The organism is Kribbella albertanoniae (assembly GCF_004348455.1).
GTDB classification, from domain to species: Bacteria; Actinomycetota; Actinomycetes; order Propionibacteriales; family Kribbellaceae; genus Kribbella; species Kribbella albertanoniae.
In genome coordinates, this window is the sequence record NZ_SMKA01000062.1 from 15,338 (window position 1) to 34,645 (window position 19,308).

The 19,308-nt window shown below is 66.6% G+C and carries 7 protein-coding genes; 2 read left to right on the plus strand and 5 right to left on the minus strand.

The features are described from left to right. The first annotated feature begins 215 nt into the window (after positions 1-215). Positions 216-1,643 carry a KOW domain-containing RNA-binding protein gene (locus tag E1261_RS16220; protein ID WP_132407473.1) on the plus strand — a complete coding sequence of 476 codons (1,428 nt, stop codon included), beginning with the start codon at positions 216-218 and terminating at the stop codon, positions 1,641-1,643. Between the two features lie 42 nt (positions 1,644-1,685). On the opposite strand, the gene E1261_RS16225 is transcribed toward E1261_RS16220, so the two are convergent. Continuing rightward, on the minus strand, positions 1,686-5,375 hold the full coding sequence (locus E1261_RS16225) for an nSTAND1 domain-containing NTPase (RefSeq protein WP_132407475.1): 3,690 nt from the start codon (positions 5,373-5,375) through the stop codon (positions 1,686-1,688). Positions 5,376-5,605: 230 nt separating this feature from the next. On the opposite strand from E1261_RS16225, the gene E1261_RS16230 reads away from it, so the two are divergent. Beyond that, positions 5,606-5,968 carry a hypothetical protein gene (locus tag E1261_RS16230; RefSeq protein ID WP_132407477.1) on the plus strand — a complete coding sequence of 121 codons (363 nt, stop codon included), beginning with the start codon at positions 5,606-5,608 and terminating at the stop codon, positions 5,966-5,968. A gap of 379 nt (positions 5,969-6,347) precedes the next feature. Here E1261_RS16230 and E1261_RS16235 read toward each other — a convergent pair whose 3' ends face one another. The 4 genes from E1261_RS16235 to E1261_RS16255 form a co-directional block, all read right to left on the minus strand. Beyond that, complete coding sequence (locus E1261_RS16235) at positions 6,348-6,632, minus strand: hypothetical protein (protein WP_132407479.1); 285 nt, start codon at positions 6,630-6,632, stop codon at positions 6,348-6,350. Between the two features lie 1,154 nt (positions 6,633-7,786). Next, the gene (locus E1261_RS16245) at positions 7,787-11,731 is read right to left on the minus strand and encodes an RICIN domain-containing protein (protein ID WP_132407481.1); all 3,945 of its coding nucleotides are present in this window, start codon (positions 11,729-11,731) and stop codon (positions 7,787-7,789) included. Beyond that, complete coding sequence (locus E1261_RS16250) at positions 11,728-17,862, minus strand: RHS repeat domain-containing protein (RefSeq protein WP_132407483.1); 6,135 nt, start codon at positions 17,860-17,862, stop codon at positions 11,728-11,730. The genes E1261_RS16245 and E1261_RS16250 overlap by 4 nt, the downstream gene beginning before the upstream one ends. 57 nt (positions 17,863-17,919) lie before the next feature. Beyond that, complete coding sequence (locus E1261_RS16255) at positions 17,920-19,134, minus strand: MFS transporter (protein ID WP_238176253.1); 1,215 nt, start codon at positions 19,132-19,134, stop codon at positions 17,920-17,922. Positions 19,135-19,308 lie beyond the last annotated feature (174 nt).

Here is a 19,308-nt window from a genome sequence, read left to right on the forward strand (position 1 = left end):
TCCCACAAGGCATGTGTGGTCGTGAAATCTCCTTGGCGAAACTTCCACGCTGCGGACCATCGGCTCAACTCCTGCTCCCATCACTAGTCAACCGCTACGCATCCTCGCGCCTATCACCGACACTTTCTGCGCCCGGTGCTTCGGTCACAGTGGCCGCATGCGCTTCAATGTCATCGAGTCAGCAACGCTTCGCGACGGCGCCTGGGGGTTCTGGGTTGAAGTACTGGGACAGCATCAACGAGCGCCAGCTGGGCGTACTCAAACGCATCGCGGTGGGCGAAGACCTGTCTGGAGACGAGAACATCCCGGCACGAACCTCTGCGAACGCGCTGCTGAATCGCCGGCTGGTCACCATCCGTCGTAGCGGCGGTCGGTGGGACGCCGAGATCACTGAGGCAGGCACGTTCTACCTCGTGAACGGGCATCACCCAGACGACCCACGTCATCAACCGCCGGCCACGGCCGGGCTGGTGGCGCCCAAGATTCGCAAGGCCAGCAAACCGCGGACGACGACGGTACGTCGTCCAGCCGCCCGCCCGCCGAGCACGACGATCACGGACCGGCGGCGAACCGACGCCGAGACTCTCATCGGCCTGCTCGTCACTGAACGGCGGGTATCTCTCGATGTCGAAGCTGACGGAGAGCTGGCACGCTGGCGTCGGGTGATCGACTTTGCCAAACGCCATGGCATGGCGCCAGTGGGGACTCGAATCGAGAAGTCACAGCCACACCCCGGTAACAAGCTCATCGTCGAGCTGCGCGACGGACAACATCCCAATACCAACGGCACCAGACCGGCTCGCACCGTGGTTCCGGTCCCCGAGCAGCTCCGCTCTGTGCACCCGGTCATCGCCGCGCTCAGAGCAGACACGCAGCGGCTGATGATGCCGAAGGACCTACGGCATCGCAGCCTGCGGATCTTCCAGGCTCTCGCCGCGGAGATGACCCGCCGAGGGCACAGCGTGCAGGCACAATCGGTGTCCGAGCACCACGTCCGCAGCGGATACGACTGGAACGGCCGACGCCTGGAACCGACCTACGCACGCCGCGAAGGCCAGATCGCGATCGTGATCGGAAACAACACCTACGCCATCGAGATCCGCCAGGAATCGCCCAACTCGGCCGACGCCGAGAAGACACGAAGGCTCCTCATCGAGCTCTCGGGATACCACTCGAACGGACGCCGACACCACTGGGCCGACCGCAAGCGCGCTCTGGCCGAGGAGTGGCTCGCGGACATCTGCGACGAACTGGAAACACGCTCCGGCGAAGACGATCTGCGCCGCATCGAGGAAGCCCGCGAGAAAGCCGAACGCCGACGCACCTGGGAAGCGGCGATCGACCGGGCACGGCGCATGGCGACCCACGCCCACCGCGCAGCGGTACTCACCGCCCAGGCCGAGCGCTGGCAGCAGGCCACCGCGATCCGCGAGTACTGCGACGCACTCGAGCAGCTGGCGAGCTCGACGTCGGCCGAGTGGATCTCGTGGGCTCGAGCTCACGCCTCCGCCTTGGACCCGCTGTCCAACCCACCCGGCATGCCAGAGGAGCCCGAACTCAAGCCAGAGGACCTGAAGCCCTACCTAGGACGATGGAGCCCCTACGGCCCCGACGGCGACCCTCGCGACTTCGGATGGCGCTGATCCTGCAGCATCCCTAGCAGAGGCATCCTGCTGCGGCTTCTCTCAGCAGAGGTTGGGGCGATGGATGCCCGGGGCGTGGGTGGCCCATTCTTCCGGGGTGAGGGCGGGAGTGGCGGTGGTGCAGATGAGGGTGGCTGCGCGTTCGGGATCGGTTTCCCAGAGGCGGACAAGGCGGTCGGAGCCGGCAGTGGCGGTGGTGTGACCGTCGGGGGCGAGGGCTAGGCCCCAGACTGCTTTGGGGGATGCGCTGACGACGGTTTCTAGGGTCGGGCTGCTGGGGTTGTCGAGGGACCACGTCCAGAGTTGGCCGCCACGGGAGGTGGCGGAGAGAGTTTGGGCGTCGGGGCTGAAGGCGACCGAAGTGACTGTGCCGTGGAGGCCTGAGAGGGCTGAGCCTAGTTGTTGTGGGGCGGCCGGGTTCTCGACGTTCCAGAGTTGGACTTTGCCGTCGGAGCTGCCGCTGGCAAGGAGGTTGCCAGTGCTGTCGAAGGCTACGGCATAGAGGGCGTCGAGGGATGCCTTGCGGGTTGCTTTGAGGACTGGACGGCGAGGGTCGGTGACGTCCCACCAGCGGATGGTTCCCTTGGCGGTGGCTGCTGCCAAGAGGTTCGAACGTGGGCTAAAGGCCACCATGAAGACGTAGCCGCTCTCGGCGTCCAACGGATTGGGCAACGACACTGGCTTCGTCGGGTCAGTCGAGTCCCAGAGCCAGACGTGACCGTCGTCGGAACCTGCGGCCAGCAGGGTTCCGTCGGCGTTGAAGGCGACCGATTCGATGATGCCGGCCGGCCCGGTCAAGGGGGTCAGCAGCCGGCGAGGCCGGGCCGGGTCCCGGGTGTCCCAGGCGATGAGGGATCTGCCGTTGGTGCCGACTGCGAGCATCGAGCCGTCGGACTTCAAGGCACCCGCACCGCCGAGAGGTTCGTTGCCCGGAGCAAGTAATGGTGGGCTGAGCGCGATCGGGCTGCGTGGTTCGTGCACATCCCACAGTTGCGCCTGACCGCCCACAGTCGCAGCGACGCGGCCGTCCCGGCTGAGTGGCACCGTCGTGACGGTTGCCGTCGCGCCGGCCATCGTCGGGCCCGGGATGCTCCAGATTCGGACGGTTCCGTCGTTGCTGCTGGTCAGCAGTTCCTGTTCACCGGGCAGGAAGGTGACCGCGGTGACCGGGGCAGGGTGCGGCAACGCGGCGAGCAGGATACCGGTACGGCGATCCCACACCTGAGCGACGTTGTCCGAACTGCCGAGCGCCAGGCGATCGCCGTCCGTACTGAACGCGAGCGAGTTCACCCAGTTATCCGGCGGAGCGATTGCCGAGGCGACACGACGCAGCGCCGGCACTGCCCACAGTTGGAGCCCACCGCGCGGCGTACCCACGGCCAGTTCGTTGCCTGCCGGAGTGAAGGCGAGGGTGTTGATCTGCAAGCTACCCGTCGACACCACGCCCACACGACGCCAGCGTGGCAGGTCCCAGAGCGTCAACGTGCCCGCTCGATCGCCGGCCGCCAGCCAGCGTCCGTCACGACTGATCGCGACCGTCTGCACGAAGTCGCCCAGCTTGACCGAGTGCACCAGCCGGTACGACCGAGTCGTGAAATCCAGCTTCCAGAGCCGCACGGTCGAGTCAGCGCTCCCCGAAGCGAGGAGATCGCCGGAAGGGCCGAACGCCAATGAATACACGGTGTTCGTCGGTCCATCCGGAAGATCACCCAACGCGCGAGGAGTGCCTGGCCGGGAGATGTCCCACAGCTTCACCGCCAGATCCGCGCCGCCGGTCGCCAGCAACTTGTTGTCAGCGCTGACAGCCGCGGCGTACACCTCCTTCTTGTGTACGCCGAGCGGCTCGCCGGCTGGGACGGGACGGCGGCGATCGCCGAGATCCCAGCGAAGGACTGAGGTATCCGTCGGCGCCGATCCCGCTCCGATCAGCGTGCGGCCGTCGGAGGTGACCGCGATCGCCTGCGGGACCGGCACCGGCCGCACCACTCGTGTGACCGATGGAGAACCAGTGGCCTCGATCAGGCTCGACCGCGCCTCCACCGTGGGTGAGATCCGGTACGCCGAGAGTGCCAGCTGCGCGGCGAGTGCCGGATCGGTGGCGCGGAGCCGAGTGGCCGAAATGGCAAGCTGCCGCGACCAGGCCCGGTCCCGCTCCTCATCGGCGGTCACCGTCTTCAGGTAGGAGACCACCGCCATGGTCCCCGCGATCAGCGCGAGGACCAGCGAGACCGCGACGAGCTGGTTGCGGCGTCTCGACCGGCGACGTCTGGCAGCGTTCGCCAGTCGTTCATCGACCAGACTCGCGCTGAGGAATTCGAGCTCCAGCGCGTTCATCCGGCGCGGGAGTATCCCGTTCGTCTGCTCAAGCCGACTCCCCCGATACAGATAGTCGGTATCGCGGCCTTTGTCGCGCCAGTCCACCGCTGCCGCACCAAGCTGGCGGAGAGTGTGCAGGCTGTCCCGGTCGGACTCTATCCACTCCTGCAACCGCGGCCACGCCGTCAACAGCGCCTCATGACTGATCTCGATCGTCGCCACGTCGACCGTCAGCAGCCGCACCGCGACAAAGGCTTCCACGACGGTGTCAGCAGTGTCGTCGAGGTCGGTCCGTTCGATCGGCCGCCTGCTGTCCCCCGTCCGGTCGCCGGGATTGACCATCCGCAGGAACAGTTCCCGAGCCACGTTACGCTCCGAGGCCGTCAAACGCCCGTACGCCTGCTCGGCCGACAGCGCGACAGCGCCCGCGATCCCACCGCTGGACAAGTAGCCGGCCAGCGTCATCCGCCCGTTCGACGCACGCTCCCAGGTCGCCAGCAACGCGTGCGACAACAAGGGCAGTGAACCGTACTCGCTCAGCAGACGCTCGACAAGATCGTTGTCCACGGCAACTCCCGCGCGGCGAGCCGGTTCGACGATCATCTGTTTGATGCATTTGGCCGGCATTGGTCCGAGCACGATCTGATCCGACTGCAGTACCGCGGCCAGCTCGGGAATGCGCAGGGCATGCGGATAGAAGTCGGCCCGCAGCCCAAGCACCACCACGGAATCCGGCGGTCGCTCGACCGTCAGCAAACGACTGAACTCGATCCGCCGGGCCTCATCGTGCGAGAGGGTGAACATCTCCTCGAGCTGATCGACCACGATCAGCAGCGGCCGCCCATCGGCATCTGATATCGCGGCCCGCAGCGCCTTGGCCGGCAGGTCGCCCGGGGTTAGAACGACGACCGCTCGCTCGTTCTCGAGCGCCGCGATCAGGCCGGCCCTCAGTAGCGAGGACTTGCCTGAACCCGATGGCCCGACGACTGCCAGCGTCGCATCCGCCTCGAGCTCGCGCACCCGTGCGACCAGGGCGTCGACGAGTTCCGCGCGGCCGAAGTACCAGGCCGCGTCCTCGGACCGGAACGCGGCGAGCCCTCGGTACGGCTCGACTCCGCCGCGCCGCCCTGGAGAGCGCTGGAGCCGGCGCCACGCGGCCAACCACCGCTCGAGCTCCTCGGCGCTGGTGACTCCGCAGACTCTTAGTACCCGAACGAACAGCTCGGCCGAAGAGGCCGACGGCAGACTGCGACCGGCAAACCAATCGCCCACAGTGCTGTGCGACCAACGGTCTCCGGCTTGCTTCACCAGATCCCGGACGGCACGGACCGACAAGTCCGCGGAGGTCCGCAGCAGTGTCAGTTGGTCGCGGAACTCGCCTCGCGTTCGGATCGTGTCTGGATCGATTTCGGCCATGGCCGCACTCCCCCCAGAGTGATCGCACTTGGTAGTCACGACGCTATCCGAAGTGACGCCAGGTGCCCATGGACAGCCGCTGGCTGCCTGTACGGATCCGTCCGGCCCCCGAACGAATTCGGCCGGTTCCTGGACGGCTCAGGCCGAACCATCTCGGCCCGTCTTCCGTGCCGCGGACCGCCCGCAGAGCCTGAGCTTGTCAATCCGATCGAGCTCGAAGGAGCATCACGATGTCGTCCACCACCGCACTGATCCGCAAGGGGGCCGCGACCCTGGCCGCCACCGCCGCTCTCGCCACCGGAGCCGCCGTTGTCACCGCGACCCCGGCCGAAGCCACCGTCTCCAGCTGCGGCAACGGCCGCTGTACCGTCTACCTCAGCAAGTCCGAGACCCGCGCGCTCGCCAACGCGCGAGTCCCCGCGCCGCCCGCCGCCGTACCGGCACAGCTCAAGGCCGCCTACTACGCCCTCGCCTGGGGCCACGTCTGGTTCGCCGGCCAGTACGCCAACCGCGGCTGGTGTTCCGCCTTCACCATCAGCATCTACCCGTGGGAAACCCAGGGCTACTACGGCTACGCCTGCAACTGGGAGTAGATGACCGGTGCGGTGCGACCGCGGACATCCGCAGTCGCACCGCACAAACTTCCCCGGTGGCTGCTCCCGCGTTTGCGCGGCGGCAGGGGCACCCACCTCGTCGAGCTTGTCTATTGGCTACCGTCATCACGCGAAGTTCAAGCCCTGTGAACCTGCTGCCGGTCTCTGCGAATTCGACCCACTACACCTCACCTCGGCGTTCAGCCCGGACGACAGGCCCGCTATCCGCTGAGCGAATCAACACGGCCATCGACACCAAGGCCTACGCATCCAAGCGCACGACCGCTGGCCTCCACGCCGTCATGGAATCGGCGCGTATAGCTCCAACTCACGGCAGCGAAGCGCGGCCGGCACCAGATCCGCCGTCCCTTCAACCTCGCTAATCAGCGGTGAAGAGTGGCGCTATGCGAACATCGGTGTGTGCATCGCATGCGCCGGGATACAACGTCTGCACCACCGTCTGATCGCGCAGCCACGTCATCGCAGCATCAGCGGTCGTCCGCTGACCGAATCCGGGCAGATAACACCACGAATGGCTTCCTGTGTCCGGCGGACCGCCGGGCTGATTCGGGTCTGCTTGTGCCTCGACGGGCTGGGCGATCAGCAGGTCCGCCACGAACAGTGCGGCCACCAGCCCCTGGATCGTTCTGGTCCAGTTCTTCAAGTTTGTCGCCTCCTCACGAAGTAGGGGCAGGCGCTAGCACCAACATGCATATTCACCGGGCGGCTCTCGGCTTCGAAGGCCACGACGGACCTTCGAAGCCGAGCGCATGCCGAGGTAGCGCGCTGCCTGGACATGCGCGTGGCGCAGCGACCTTTGGAAAACCCTGGGCGGTTCGGTCAGGGAGTGACGGGGATGTTGGTCAGGCCTGTTCGGGTGTTCTGGACGGTATTGGAGGCGTGGACGACGGTGGGCTCGGCGCTGCACCTGGAGGTTGACGAGATGCAGATGGTGTACTTGCCGGTGCCGCCGAGGTTGGAGGCGTTGTTGCGCCCGCGCCGCCGGACTATGCACGTCGGCCAGACCTACCCCCTGCCCGCGGTCAAGTACATCGGACGGCTACTGAGGTTCCAGCTCCAGGTGCGCGGGCAGCGCCTGCATGCCGCTTGGTGTGCTGCGCCGGTAATACACCCGTCTCCGCCGCCGCAGCCCACTCGATCAGCCAGTGACTACCAGGACCTAGTCGAAAAGGCTGGGTTTCCGGGTCGGGCTGAGTCGGTCCGCCCGCCATTGCCGTCGCGCAGTGGCCGGAGGTGAACGTCGATTGGCATCACCCGTCGAACGACAGCAGAGGTACGTCATCAAGGTCGGCCTTCCTCTGCCTCGAGAATGCTGGGCCCGCTACCTCGACGACATACATCTCGGTCAGGACCTGGATCGTGGTACCGACCAGATGGCTGGTGTGTCCGGTAGCTGATTGGGCCTTCAGACCGGCGGAGGCGTGAATGTGCAGCAGGACCCTGCCAGTCGCCTCGTCGTACGCCCGGGCCATGAGGGGGCCGGGCTCGCCCCAGCCCTGCCCCCTCTGGCCCCGTGCGGGGATCCCCATCCGCCGCTTGCGGCAGCCGCCCCCGGCTGCTGCAAGCGAATGGTCACGCTAGCAACACGAAGCGTTGCGTTGTCGGGATCGTTAGATGACTCACAACGCCGCGCTCGACACGCCTGCTCCGGCTTGCGCGACGCGTCATCCGATGCAGCCGGAGAACTACTACAGCTTTCACATTCCTGTATACATGTGGATTCCGGCCACGAAGGTTGCTGTTGGCAAGGATTGCTCGCTGGTCAGCCGGCGGTTGCACGGGATGCGAGAGTGTCCGTCATGGCTGGTCGAGCAGGTAGCGCTGGCAGGGGCCGTTCCAGTAGCGCCAGGTGATCAGCCTGGCGTCCTTGTCCGGGCTACAGCCTGCGACGTCGAGTGAGTTGCCGGTCGCCTCCTGGGTGATGGACCAACTGCCGGCCACTGCCGGCTCGACTCGCCAGCGTTGGCAGCCGGTCTCCGACTCGGGGACGGTCCCCACTTGCTGGTTCAGGGCGCCGGTGCAGCCGATCACGTCCAGCGCCTCACCGGTGCTCGGCTCGACGATCTTGTACACGTCGTCGCCGATCGGCCGGAACTCCCACCGCTGGCACGGGCTGCCGGCCACCCAGACCCACATCCGAACGTCGCCGTCCGGGCGGCAATCCACAACGTCGAGAGCGTGCCCGCCATGAACCGCCCGGACCCGGTACTTGCCGTCCGGCTGCGTCGGGTTGAAACCGGCACGCAGAATCCACTGCTGACTCGCCTCCGACGTACAGGTTCGCTGGACGATCGTGGCGTTCTCGGTCGTGCTCCCCAGCGACGGCGAAGCGCACTTGTCGCTATGGGCGAACCTCAACCGCACCACGGTGTCGTAGCTGCTGCCCTCGAGGTACTCGATCCGCATCTGCTGATTCGACGTGCCCACGCACGGCCACTGCAGGATCATGGTCTCGTCCTCGAGCAGCCGGTCGTCGACATCCAAGCACCGCGGCCGCCCGTCACCGATCAGGCCCTGGTAGTGAACGGTGTGCATCTCGTACTGATCCGTGCCGGCGATCTGCTTGATCCGGAACCGCTGATTCAACGCACCGCTACAACTGTGCTGGACCAGCTTCTCGGCGTCTGTCTGGCTGGCCAGCCAGACGTCCAGGCAGCGGCTGCTGTTCCGGTTGATCAGCTCGTACGTGCGTTCCTCGATGTCGAAGCTCGGACCGGTACTCGCACCGACCCGCGGCTCCTTCCACCCACTGGTCGCAGTACCGAACGACGTTCCGGTCGAAGCGAGCGTGAAGACCTCCCGGCCGCCACCGTCGAGCGAGTAGAACAGCCCCACGTCATCCTTGCCGTCGCCGGTGATGTCACCTGTCGTGACGGCGGTCCGAGCAGGGTCGAACGAAGTCGTGTCACGCCACCACTCGGTCAGGACCAACGCCGTACCGGTGGAACGGAACACCTTCAGGGCCGTGTCCGTCGAGCTGTTCTCGTAGAGCGCCACGATGTCGTCCTTGCCGTCACCGTCGACGTCGCCAACTTGTGGTTTGCTGCGTTCCCAGCAGTAGCTGTTCGAGTCCAGCAACGTCACGGGTGACGCGTTGAACGCGGTGCCACTGGACTTGAAGTATCTGGTCACTGTCCGGCAGCTGCCCAGATTCTGCATGTCCACCAGATCAGCCTTGTCGTCGCCGTCGACATCTGCCAGAAGCGGCGCACTGGCCGACCAAGGGCCGGGCGTCGACAGCCACTCGACCGGGTTGGTCAGCGTCGGGCCGAGGAAAGTCAGCGTCCGCCAGCTCGTCCCCGAGACGTTGAGCTGGGCAACGATGTCGTCCTTGCCGTCGGCGTTCACATCACCCGCTACGATCCGCGCGGTGCTCAGCGGCCAGCCGTTCGGCCCACTGTGCCAGAAGGGCGCTGACGCGAAGTCGTACCGCTCTCCGTCCGACAGCCCTCGGTACAACCCGATCCGGCGGCCGGCCTCTTCCCGGACCAGGACCGCGTCGGTCCGGCCGTCACCGTCGAAGTCACCCCGCACCGGGCGGGTCCGGTACATCGCGAAGCCGCCGCTGGTGCCACTGTCCCAGGCCATCTGGCCGGTGTGCATCCCACCGCCGGGGTTCGACACCACGTTCCAGATCGCGGTCCGGCCTTCACCCTGATCGAGCACCATGGACAGATCTGCCCGGCCATCACCGTTGACGTCGCCGCGGCGTTTGGCCGGCAACTGGGTGACCTTGTTCGCGCTGAGCTGCCACACGGTCGGATCGTCGCTCACGTTGTTGGCAGCATCGACCGCCTTCACGTACAGCATCCTGGCGGGCACGGTCCCGCTCGCCGTTTGCCAGACCGACACCGGCAGCTTGACCGTACCGTCCGGCCCGGCTTTGATCCGGCTGACGATCCGCTCCGGCTTGAACCCGTACAGGTACTCGGCCACATCGGTGTCACCGGTAGCCGGCTTCAGCGTGACGGTGCCGACGGTCCGGGTGGAAAGGTTGGCCTCGCCGTCCGGGAAGTCGGTGGACGTCAGCTCCGCCGGCCCGGGCTTCTTCGCGTCGACCGTGAAGTAGCACGGCGTCGTCGGTGCACCGAAGTCGATCCCGTCGTTGTCGACGTTGTCGTTGCTCTTGGCCACGAAGTAGTAGGTCTGTCCGTCCGCGAACTCCTCCCGTGGGATCGCCGGCCAGGCGAAGGCCGAGCCGGACGTGGTGTTCGCCGAGTCGACCTCGTACTCGAGCCCGTTGTCGGACGCCCGGTGGATCGACAGCCGGGTGACGACGTTGTCGCCGTCCTTGTCGGTGGCCTTCGCCGAGAACGAGTACCCCGACAGCGGCCAGCTCACCACCGTCGGCGCCGCCGCCGTACCGCAGGGGCGGGGCCGGCTGAAGTTGACCCGCTCGGGCGCGTACGGCGCGTTGTTGTAGCTGACCACGAGCTTCGCACTGCCGCCGTGGAACTTCTTCCACTGGTCCTGCGCCGCGGCGCTCTCCGTCTCCGCCTTGATCCCGAAGGTGACTGTCGGGCTCCGGTTGTCGGCCACAGTCTGGAGGTGGCTGGTCAGCCTGGGGTCCGTCCAGCCCATCAGCATGTCCGGCTGGCTGCCCCACGAGTTGCCGTGGGCAGTCGCCAGATGCTGGTACCAGTGACTCGCCATGTTCGCCCACGTCACCGGCTGGCTGCGATCGATGGTCCGGGTCCGCCACAACTGGGCCGGCGTCGGCGAACCGGTCGGGCTGTGGTGCAGACTCATCTCGAACCGGCTGCCGATCACCCTGCTGCCCAGGAACGGCCCGGTCTCGAACTGCACCAGACTCCGGTAGGTCACCGCCTCTCCCCAAGCCCTGCCGACCTTGGCGCCGTCCTGACGATCTTCGACCCAGTACGACGTGCCGTCGGACTCCTTCATGACATGGGTCCAGAGGTAGTTGTTCACCGACCAGGACGGATCGATCGTCACCGGATATCGCGTCGCCGCCGAACTGAGCATCGCCTGGTCGGGCTCGATCACCAACTCGTTCGCCGACTGGGTCGTCGGGATGCTCGCAGACCGCGCCATCGGCTCGGCCTCCGGCGACTTCGGCGCGGCGGCCGTCTCCCACATCACCGCCTTCGCCGCGGTGAACAGCGTCTTCCCCGCTGAGTCGGTGGCAACGGTCATCCCATCCGGCTTCGTCACCACCTTCAGGCCGGTGCCGCTGACCGGGAACCGTAGCTTCTTCAGTGCCGGGTTCTTCGCGGCCTCGCGATCCTTCACCACCAGCAGGTGCTGGAACCCGGCCGCCTCGACCCGCACCTTCAGGTCGACCCCGGGCAGCACCTCCGGATAGGTCGCCGTGTCACCGGCAAGAACCGGTCGCGGCAACCGGCCCTTCCAACCCATCCGTACCTGCTTGTCCTCCTTGCCCAACGCAACCAGTTGGCCGTCGCCGCCACCGGACAACCGCAGCTCGGTGACGATCGCACCGGGCCGCACCGAGCCGTCCGGGTGCACCTTCAGCGAGGTGTCGATCGGCACCCAGTCCGAGCCTTTCCGAGCCCTGACCGGCGACGCGAACTGCTCCAGCGTGTGCAGCCCCGACGGCTCCTGGAAGACCTGCCGCGTCTCGGAGCGCAGATGCGTCAGCTCGACCCGTTGCGCCTGCGCCGGGGCGGGCGCGGCGGACACCGCCGCACCCGGACCGGCAACCACAGCCGTCGATACCACCAGCAACCCGGCCGTCAGGCCGGCCAGCAACCGGCTCATCCCGGCACCGTCGACCACTTGCAGGCTTCCTGCGCGCCAGGGGTGCTGCAGAGGTCGTTGTATTCCTTCCGCGTAATGTCGGGCTGGGTCTTGGGCCTGGTCCACATGTCGTGGAAGAGACCACCGAGCCAGCCGCCGACCTTGGTGCCGGCGTAGCCGCCGGCAGCACCGAGGATGGTGACGCAGGCCCACGCCATCGGCCCACACGCCAGCCCCGCAGCGCCCAGAGCTCGCCCGGCGAAGCCGCCGAGTGTCCCGCCGAGCGCCCGGCCACCGGATTTGCCCAGATCCTCGGCGTTCTCCCGGCCTTCGGCGTCCTCCTTGTCCGCGGCCGTCTGGTTCTGTCCTTCGTTCTTCGCCGCTGCGAGCTGGGCCGCTCTGGCCCGGTCACCGATCCCCTTGGCCACCTTGGCCAGCGCGTCGACGGATCTGTCCTGGTTGTTCAGGCCGGCCTCGACACTGTTCGCCAGATTGAGGGCGTTCTTCATCTCGGCGGCGTCGGTGCCGGAGAGTTTGATGAACCGTTTGGTGACGATCCGGATGACTTCCTTGGTGTGGTACCTGATCGTCTTGACGACCTGTTTCCAGATCGTCACCTGGCGGGCCACCTCGGCGGTGCTCTTCACGGCCAGGCTGTGCAGGCCGAAGATCGACGCCAGCCGGGAGATGAAGGTCCAGATCACGATCTTCACGTAGACCGTGATGACCTCCTTCTGCAGCTCGACGATCCGTTTCACGTGCTGGCGGACGATCGTCTTCAGTTCCGTGACGGTCTCCACCCGGTACCGCTTGCCGTCGGCATCCACGAAGCTCACCGGGCTGTTGTTCGCGTACGCGTAGGCGTTGAGCTGTTGTGGATCCTCGGGATCGACCACCGGATCGACGGAGATGAACCGGCCGGACGTCGGGTCGTACTCGCGGGCCCCGAGATGAACCAACCCGGTCGAGTCGTCCCGGGTCCCGCCGACGAAGTCCTTCTGGCCGGGCCAGCTGGTGGGTACCGCGCCCCGGGCTTCGCCGTACGGCGTGATCCGCTTCCGCTGGTACGCCTGGGTCTCGGCGTCCACCATCAGCGTCGCCGAACCATGGTGATCCGAACCCAGCCAGGTCAGCTTGGTTCCGACCCGGACCCCGATCGTCTGCTTCCCGAACGTGTAGTGCCGGGTCCCCAGCTGGGAACCGTCGGGCATCAGCAGGAGCTCGGTCGACCCCAGGTACAGCGTGGTACCGGTCGAGTCCTTGCGAAGCAACCGGTTCCCGTCGGCGTCGTAGATGTACTCGGTCTTCTTGTCACCCTTGGTGACCTTGGCGAGCTTGCCCTCGGCATCGAAGTCGAAGGACTCCCCCACCCCGGCCAGCGTCCGGCTGGTCTGGTTCCCCATCGCGTCATAGCCGTACTCGTTGACCTTGGTACCACTCGGTCCACTGGTCGTGATCTTCTGGACCGCGTGCGGCCGGGGCTGGCCTGTTGCCGGGTAGTCATAGGTGCTCGTCGTCACCCCGGCGGTCGCGGTCCGCTTCTCGGTCTTGCGGTTGCCGATGGCATCGAACGTCCATTGGTGCCAGTACGGCGCCGGGCCGCCGAGCTGACTCGCACTCGTCTGCTGCACCGCGCAGCTCCCACTCGACGGAGTCCACGCCTGAGTCAACCGGCGCGACTCGTCGTAGTCGAAGCATTGGGTGTCGGCCGGGTCCGTGCTGCCGCTCGCCGGGGCGTCGATGATCTTGGTGACGTTGCCCGCGTGGTCGTAGGTGTAGGACTGGTCCAGGACCCGCTGCGGACCGGTTGTCTCGCGCTGACTGATGGCCCGGGTGATCCGTCGCGTGGCCTCGTCGTAGACGTAGGAGTGCCGTAGCCACTTCCCGCCCGTGGGTTGCAGCTCGACCATCGTCAGATCGCCGAACGAGTTGAACTCCGCATCGGTGACATAGCTGCCCAGCTCACTCGACAACGTCTTCGGCACCTCGTTGGCGTCGTAACCGGTGGTCAGCGTTTCGGCCGGCAGACCGCCCACCCCGGGCATCGTGAGGCTCTTGGGCTGACCGGTCTGGGTGTAGGTCGCGCTGATCTCGTAGGTCTTGGCCAGCGCACCCTCACTCGCGGGGATCGTGACCTTGGTACCGAGCGGCTGCCCGCCCACGTCGTACCCGGTCACCTCGGTCTTGTACGCGTTGCCGTTGACCCACCGGGTCGCCGTGCTCGGCGAACCGGCCGCGAGGTTGTCGTAGGTGCGCTCGATCCGGAGTGGCCCGGTCTCGCTGCCTTCGCGGACCTCCAGCTGGCGGCCGATCTCGTCGTACGTGAAGAACAGCTTGGTACCGCGGCCGTCGGTGCTCGACGTCACCTGGTCCAGCTCGTTGTAGGTGAACAGGCTGGTCCCGCGATCCGGCTCCTCGACCTTGGTCCGCCGGCCCATCAGGTCGTAGCTGTAGCGCCACTGGTTCCCAGCCGGGTCCGTGACCGAGGCCAGCTGACCCGACTTGGTGTAGGTGTAGCTGGTCTTGGCGTAGTTCGTGCTCGGGTCCGGAGTGTTGTAGGTCCGCAACTCGACCGGCCGCCCTTGTGCGTCGGAGATCTTCGTGGTCGCCTGCTCACCGGTCGGCGGGTTCACGGTCTGCCGGTCCGGCTCATGGGTGTGGGTGGTGAACCACTTCTCCTGGTTGAGGGACCAGAACGCTTCCTTCGTCGGCCGGTCGGCCTCGTCGAACTCGGTCGCCTTGCGCGCCGGGAGCTCCTCCTCGACCGGGTCGTAGGGGACGATCCCGGGCGGCCCGTCGTTGTAGTACGGGCTGTTCTCGATGATCTGCAGACCACGGGAGTCGTACTCGATGTCGGTGACGACCCGGCCGATCCCATCCGCGGCCGGCTGCTGGACCTGGCGCTTGCGCTGCAGCCCGTCCAGGACTTCGTACCTCGTCTCGACCGACCCGTCCGACTGCAGGTGCTTGCTCTGAACCACGTTCGGCGCGTCGACCCCGGCGTGGTAGATGTGCTCGACGTTCGGGGTCGCGGTCTGGGCCCGGCCGGGTAGCCAGACCTTGCTGATCCGCCCGATCGGATCCCGCTGCGACACCGTCACCCGGCCGGCGACGTCGGTGACTTTGGTCGACTGGCCCCAGGCCGGGTCCAGGTCCGTGCTCGTGCTGTGTCCGTTCGACAGCGTCGCCGTCGTCTTGGTCACCGGACCGTCCGCCGGGAAGTACTCGAACGTGCTCGTCCGGTCCTTCGCGTCGGTCTCGGTCTTCTTCCGGCCATGGTCGTCGTACGAGGTCAGCTTCACCGTCTGGTACGTCGGCGCGCCCGCGCTGGTGAACCCGCTCAGCCGCTGGGTCGCGATCGGTTTGCCGTTCTCCGGGGCAGCGCCGCCCTGGTAGGACTGCTTCTGGTCCGAGACGACGTCGTCCTTGGTCCACGGCTGGTCACACGCCTTGGCGACCGTCTGGGTCCGGGTCGGCAGCTCCGCGATGCCTTTGGTTGCGTTGCTCGCGTACTCGAACCGGGTACACGTGTCGTCCGCAGTGGTCGCCAGGTCGTTGGCATTGGACGAGGCGGTGAGAACACCGGTCGAGGTGTACTCGTTGCTCGCCGCCGTCTCCTGGAAGCCGCCACCAGGCTTGGCCGTCCACTGCCGGACCGCCTTCTGCTCGACCTGGAACGCACTCGTCGTACCCCAGTCGCGGACCCTGGTCGCCGTCGGCGGGGACACCCAGGAGTCGGTGATGGTGCGCTCGGCGACCGCGCCGTTGACGAGTTTGCTGGTCTCCCGTTCCTGACCGGCCAGGCTGTTCAGGTCGTCGACCTTCGCTCCGGTCGAGTCCTCGATCTGGACGTCCTTGACGCCGCCGGCCTTCAGCTTGTCACCGTCCATGCCCTGGAAGTACCTGTGCTCGGTGACCGACTGGGTTCCGGACGGGTGCCCCTTGGTCACAACCACTCGCTCGTAGCCACGCCACTGCGACCAGGTCTTGCGGCCGATCTCGACCAGCCCGTCCTCGTCGTCGTGCCGCCACGACGGACCCTCCGGGTAGGTCACGGTCGTCATCACCGGAACCATCCCGGTGACCCGATCGGACTCGACCACAGACGTCACCACGTACTTGTGGAACCAGTCCTCCCGCTCGTCGACGGCACCCGGCGGCGTCCACTTCACCGGGTAACAGCGGCGGTGGTTGTCGTCGACAGGCGGGACGTTGCCCGGCAGGCTGCAGTCCTTCGCGGAGTAGGAGACCGAGAGCTCGCCGCCGGTGCCGTAGTGGATCGCCTTGATCCGGAACCAGTCCAGCAGCGACTGACCGCTGCCGTCCGCGACCCGATTGTTCAGCTGAACCTTGTCGAAGTTCACCTCAGGCATCGAGACCGCACCCGTACCCACCTCACCGGCGTGCGTGATCGCCTCCAGCCACAACCGCGGACTGGTGTTGTCACCCGGGTTCGGGAAGCTGTGCCGGAACGTGTAGCTGTCCACCGTGTCGTACGTCGTACCACGGAGCACCTCGGTCCGGACCTTGGACAGCTTTGTCTTCGTGAAGAAGCTGGGGCCGAACTTCGTACACCTGGTCGTGCTGGAGCATTCCTGATCCGTCGGGGTGTCCAGGAAGTCCGCCGGTGCACAGTTGATCCCGGCCACACAGCGCTGGGTCGTGTCGAAGTGGACCCGGGCGACCGGCTTCTCGGAAAAGACCTGACCCGCGGTCTGCCCGTAGTCGATCCGCTTGATGTGACCCGCGCGGTCGTACGACTTCACAGTGGTCTCGGTGCCGTTGTACGCGTAGTTGTTCTTCTCGGTCTCGTAGAACAACGACATCGTGTTCCCGTGTGGGTCGACCACGTAGTCGAGATTCCACTTGTACGCCTGATTGCAGAACGAGTTCGCAAAGGCGGCCTGGTGGCACTGCTCACCGGCGTGGTTGCCGGCCACCGGGACGACCCAGGTCGAGTTCGTGTCGACGGCATTCGGGCTGGGGATCTTGTTCAGGCCGAAGTAGTACTGCGTACCGTCCTTGCCCGTAATCCGCCAGTGCTCGCCGGTGGTCGTGGCACTGTCGCCCTGGTCACCATTGACTGCACCCTGCAGCCGCTCGACCTTCGTGCCGTCATCACCTTTCGGGCGCCACTGTCCGGTCTGGTCGTCGCGGACCAGCTCGCCACCCTTGCCGTTCAGGCTGAATGTCGCGTTGTCGGTGGCGAAACAGAGGTCGCCGACCGGGCGCGTGCCGTTGTTTCCGGTCTTCTCCGACTTCGACCCACACGACGCGTACCGCCGCTCGATCGAACCACCCGGAGCCAGGTCGAATCCTTCCCCGGCCCACGAGGTCTGGTTGTTGGTCGACGAGGTCCGGCCGTCGACGCCGCCGGACGAGTAGCCCAGGCTGATCTGAGGAGTAGGCCCGCCGGTACCAGGAGGTGTGCGCATCGGGTACTGCCAGTTGAAGTCACCTGACGACCCGCCGACCGACCAGGACGCGCTGGGCGCCAACGCCGTCGCGCCGAAGTCGCCCGCGGGCCCGCTGGCGGCCGCCTGCATCGCGAAGACGCCGGTCGCCGGCACATCCGCGCTGAGCTTGCCGGATCCGGTGTTGCGGGTCGGGATCGGCTTCCCGGTCGGCAGGTCCACCAACTGCAGCCGGGTCGCCCAGTCGCCGCCGTACGCGTGGCGGAACGCCTCGTAGTTCAGCTCCAGCGAGACCTTGCCTGCGGCCTTGCTCTTGTCGGTGTTCGTCAGCTTCACCACCACTGACGAACCCTGCCGCCCGAGCAGATCCACCTTGACGCTGCTGGGTGAATTGCCGTCGGCCTTTGCCGGTCCCACCGAGACCGGCAAAACTCCGGCGGCGCTCTTCGGCATCACCCCGGACAGCCTCGCGGCCCAGGTGGGCTCCGGTACGGCGACCTCCGCCGTGCCTGCTGCCGGCCAGGTGACGGTCGGTGTCTTCACGACGTCCACGTTCAGATCCGGCTTGCGCGGTATCGGCTTGTAGTCCTTGCCGGACACGGATTTCACCTTGGCTGCCTTGACCAGCGGCTCCTGCTTCACCGGAGGAGATACCGCGCCCGCCGGGACAATCGTCCCGGCCACAAGCGTCAGCCCCACCAGACATGCCACCCCACCACGCACGACACGCTCCGACATCAGTCCTCCCCAGTCCCGGTGCACCTCACCGTCCGGGGAGTCTCGCAAGGGACGCTTTCAGTGCGCTTTCATCGCCTTGGACGCCGGGAGATACCAGGTCAGGCTTAGACAGAGGCTCGCCAGGAAGCAGGCCACGACGACCGGCAGCATCAGTAGTCGGTACCCGGAGCCGGCTGCGATCACGGCAGCCCCGAGGGGCGCCAGCGCTCTGGCCACGAAGACCGGGGTGGCCAGGTAACCGGAGATCGTGGCGAAGCCGGACACGCCGTACCGGTCGAGCAGGATGACCGGAGTCGCCAATGCCGCAAATCCGAAGCCGAACCCGAAGACGGTGACGCAGGCCAAGGCACCGATCGGAAACCGGTCGACTGCTGGAAGTACGGCGATCGCCGCGCCTTGCAGCAGGAAGATGCCCGGCGCGACTGAGGTCAGGGGCAACCACCGTTGCAGAACCGCTATCACGATCCGGCCGGCTACGGAGAAGATGCCGAGGAGACCTGCCAACCCAGCGGCCACCGTGGGTGAGTGACCGGAGGCGACCAGATAGAAGACCAGATGCACTGTCACCACGGCGATCGCCGCGTTGTGCAGCACGAAACCAATGGTCAGCAACCAAAACCCTGCATCCCGCAGTGCTCGAGCCACCACGGCCTGGTCGTGGGCGTTGCCGGTTGCCGTGCTTCTGGAAGCACGAGCCGTGCCGCGGAGAGCGATCAGGTGCAGGGGCACGGTGACGACGTTGTGGAGCAGGGCCAGGACCAGCAGTGCGTCGCGCCAGCCGACCCTGTCCACGAGTTGCCCGGCGAGGGGGATGAAGATGGTGCTGCCCAAACCGGCAACCAGGGTCACCGCCAACAATGCGCGAGACCTCCGGGCCGGTTCGAGCACATTGACCAGAACCGCAGAAGCCGCCGCATAGAGGACCATTGACGACGCGACTCCGATTCCAGCGAAAGCGACGTACAACTGGACCGCGGACTGGACCTGGGACCAGGCGATCACCGAGCAACTGCCGAGCAACGAGCCGGCAGTCATCAGGCCATGGCCACCCCGTACGTCGAGCCAGCGCCCGATCGGTACCGACAAGGCTCCGCTGATCAGCACACTGACGGTCATCGCTCCAGCGGCGGTGACCGGCGAGATCCGCAGATCGTCACTCATTGGTCCTAGAAACACGCCAAAAACGTAGTAGAGGACGCCGTACCCGACGGTCTGGGTGACCGCCAACGCAGCGACGATTCCTGGCCGGCCGCGGACAGTGCGTGCGCTCACTACGCCGTTGCTCATGGCACGAATTCGCCCCGCACGTTCACGGAGTGGAGCGGCCGTACGGAACGCACCATTTCGGGTCGAACCCGAAACGACGGCACTGCTCCTCGTAACTACCCGCAGGCTGGGTCGACGGCGGCGGCGAGGACGGGCGGGGCAGCGCCGTCGGTTTGGGGC

Coding starts and splice junctions, on each gene's coding strand:
- E1261_RS16245 (WP_132407481.1), bottom strand. CDS start 11,731: ATGAGCCGGTTGCTGGCCGGCCTGACGGCCGGGTTGCTGGTGGTATCG.
- E1261_RS16225 (WP_132407475.1), bottom strand. CDS start 5,375: ATGGCCGAAATCGATCCAGACACGATCCGAACGCGAGGCGAGTTCCGC.
- E1261_RS16250 (WP_132407483.1), bottom strand. CDS start 17,862: ATGTCGGAGCGTGTCGTGCGTGGTGGGGTGGCATGTCTGGTGGGGCTG.
- E1261_RS16230 (WP_132407477.1), top strand. CDS start 5,606: ATGTCGTCCACCACCGCACTGATCCGCAAGGGGGCCGCGACCCTGGCC.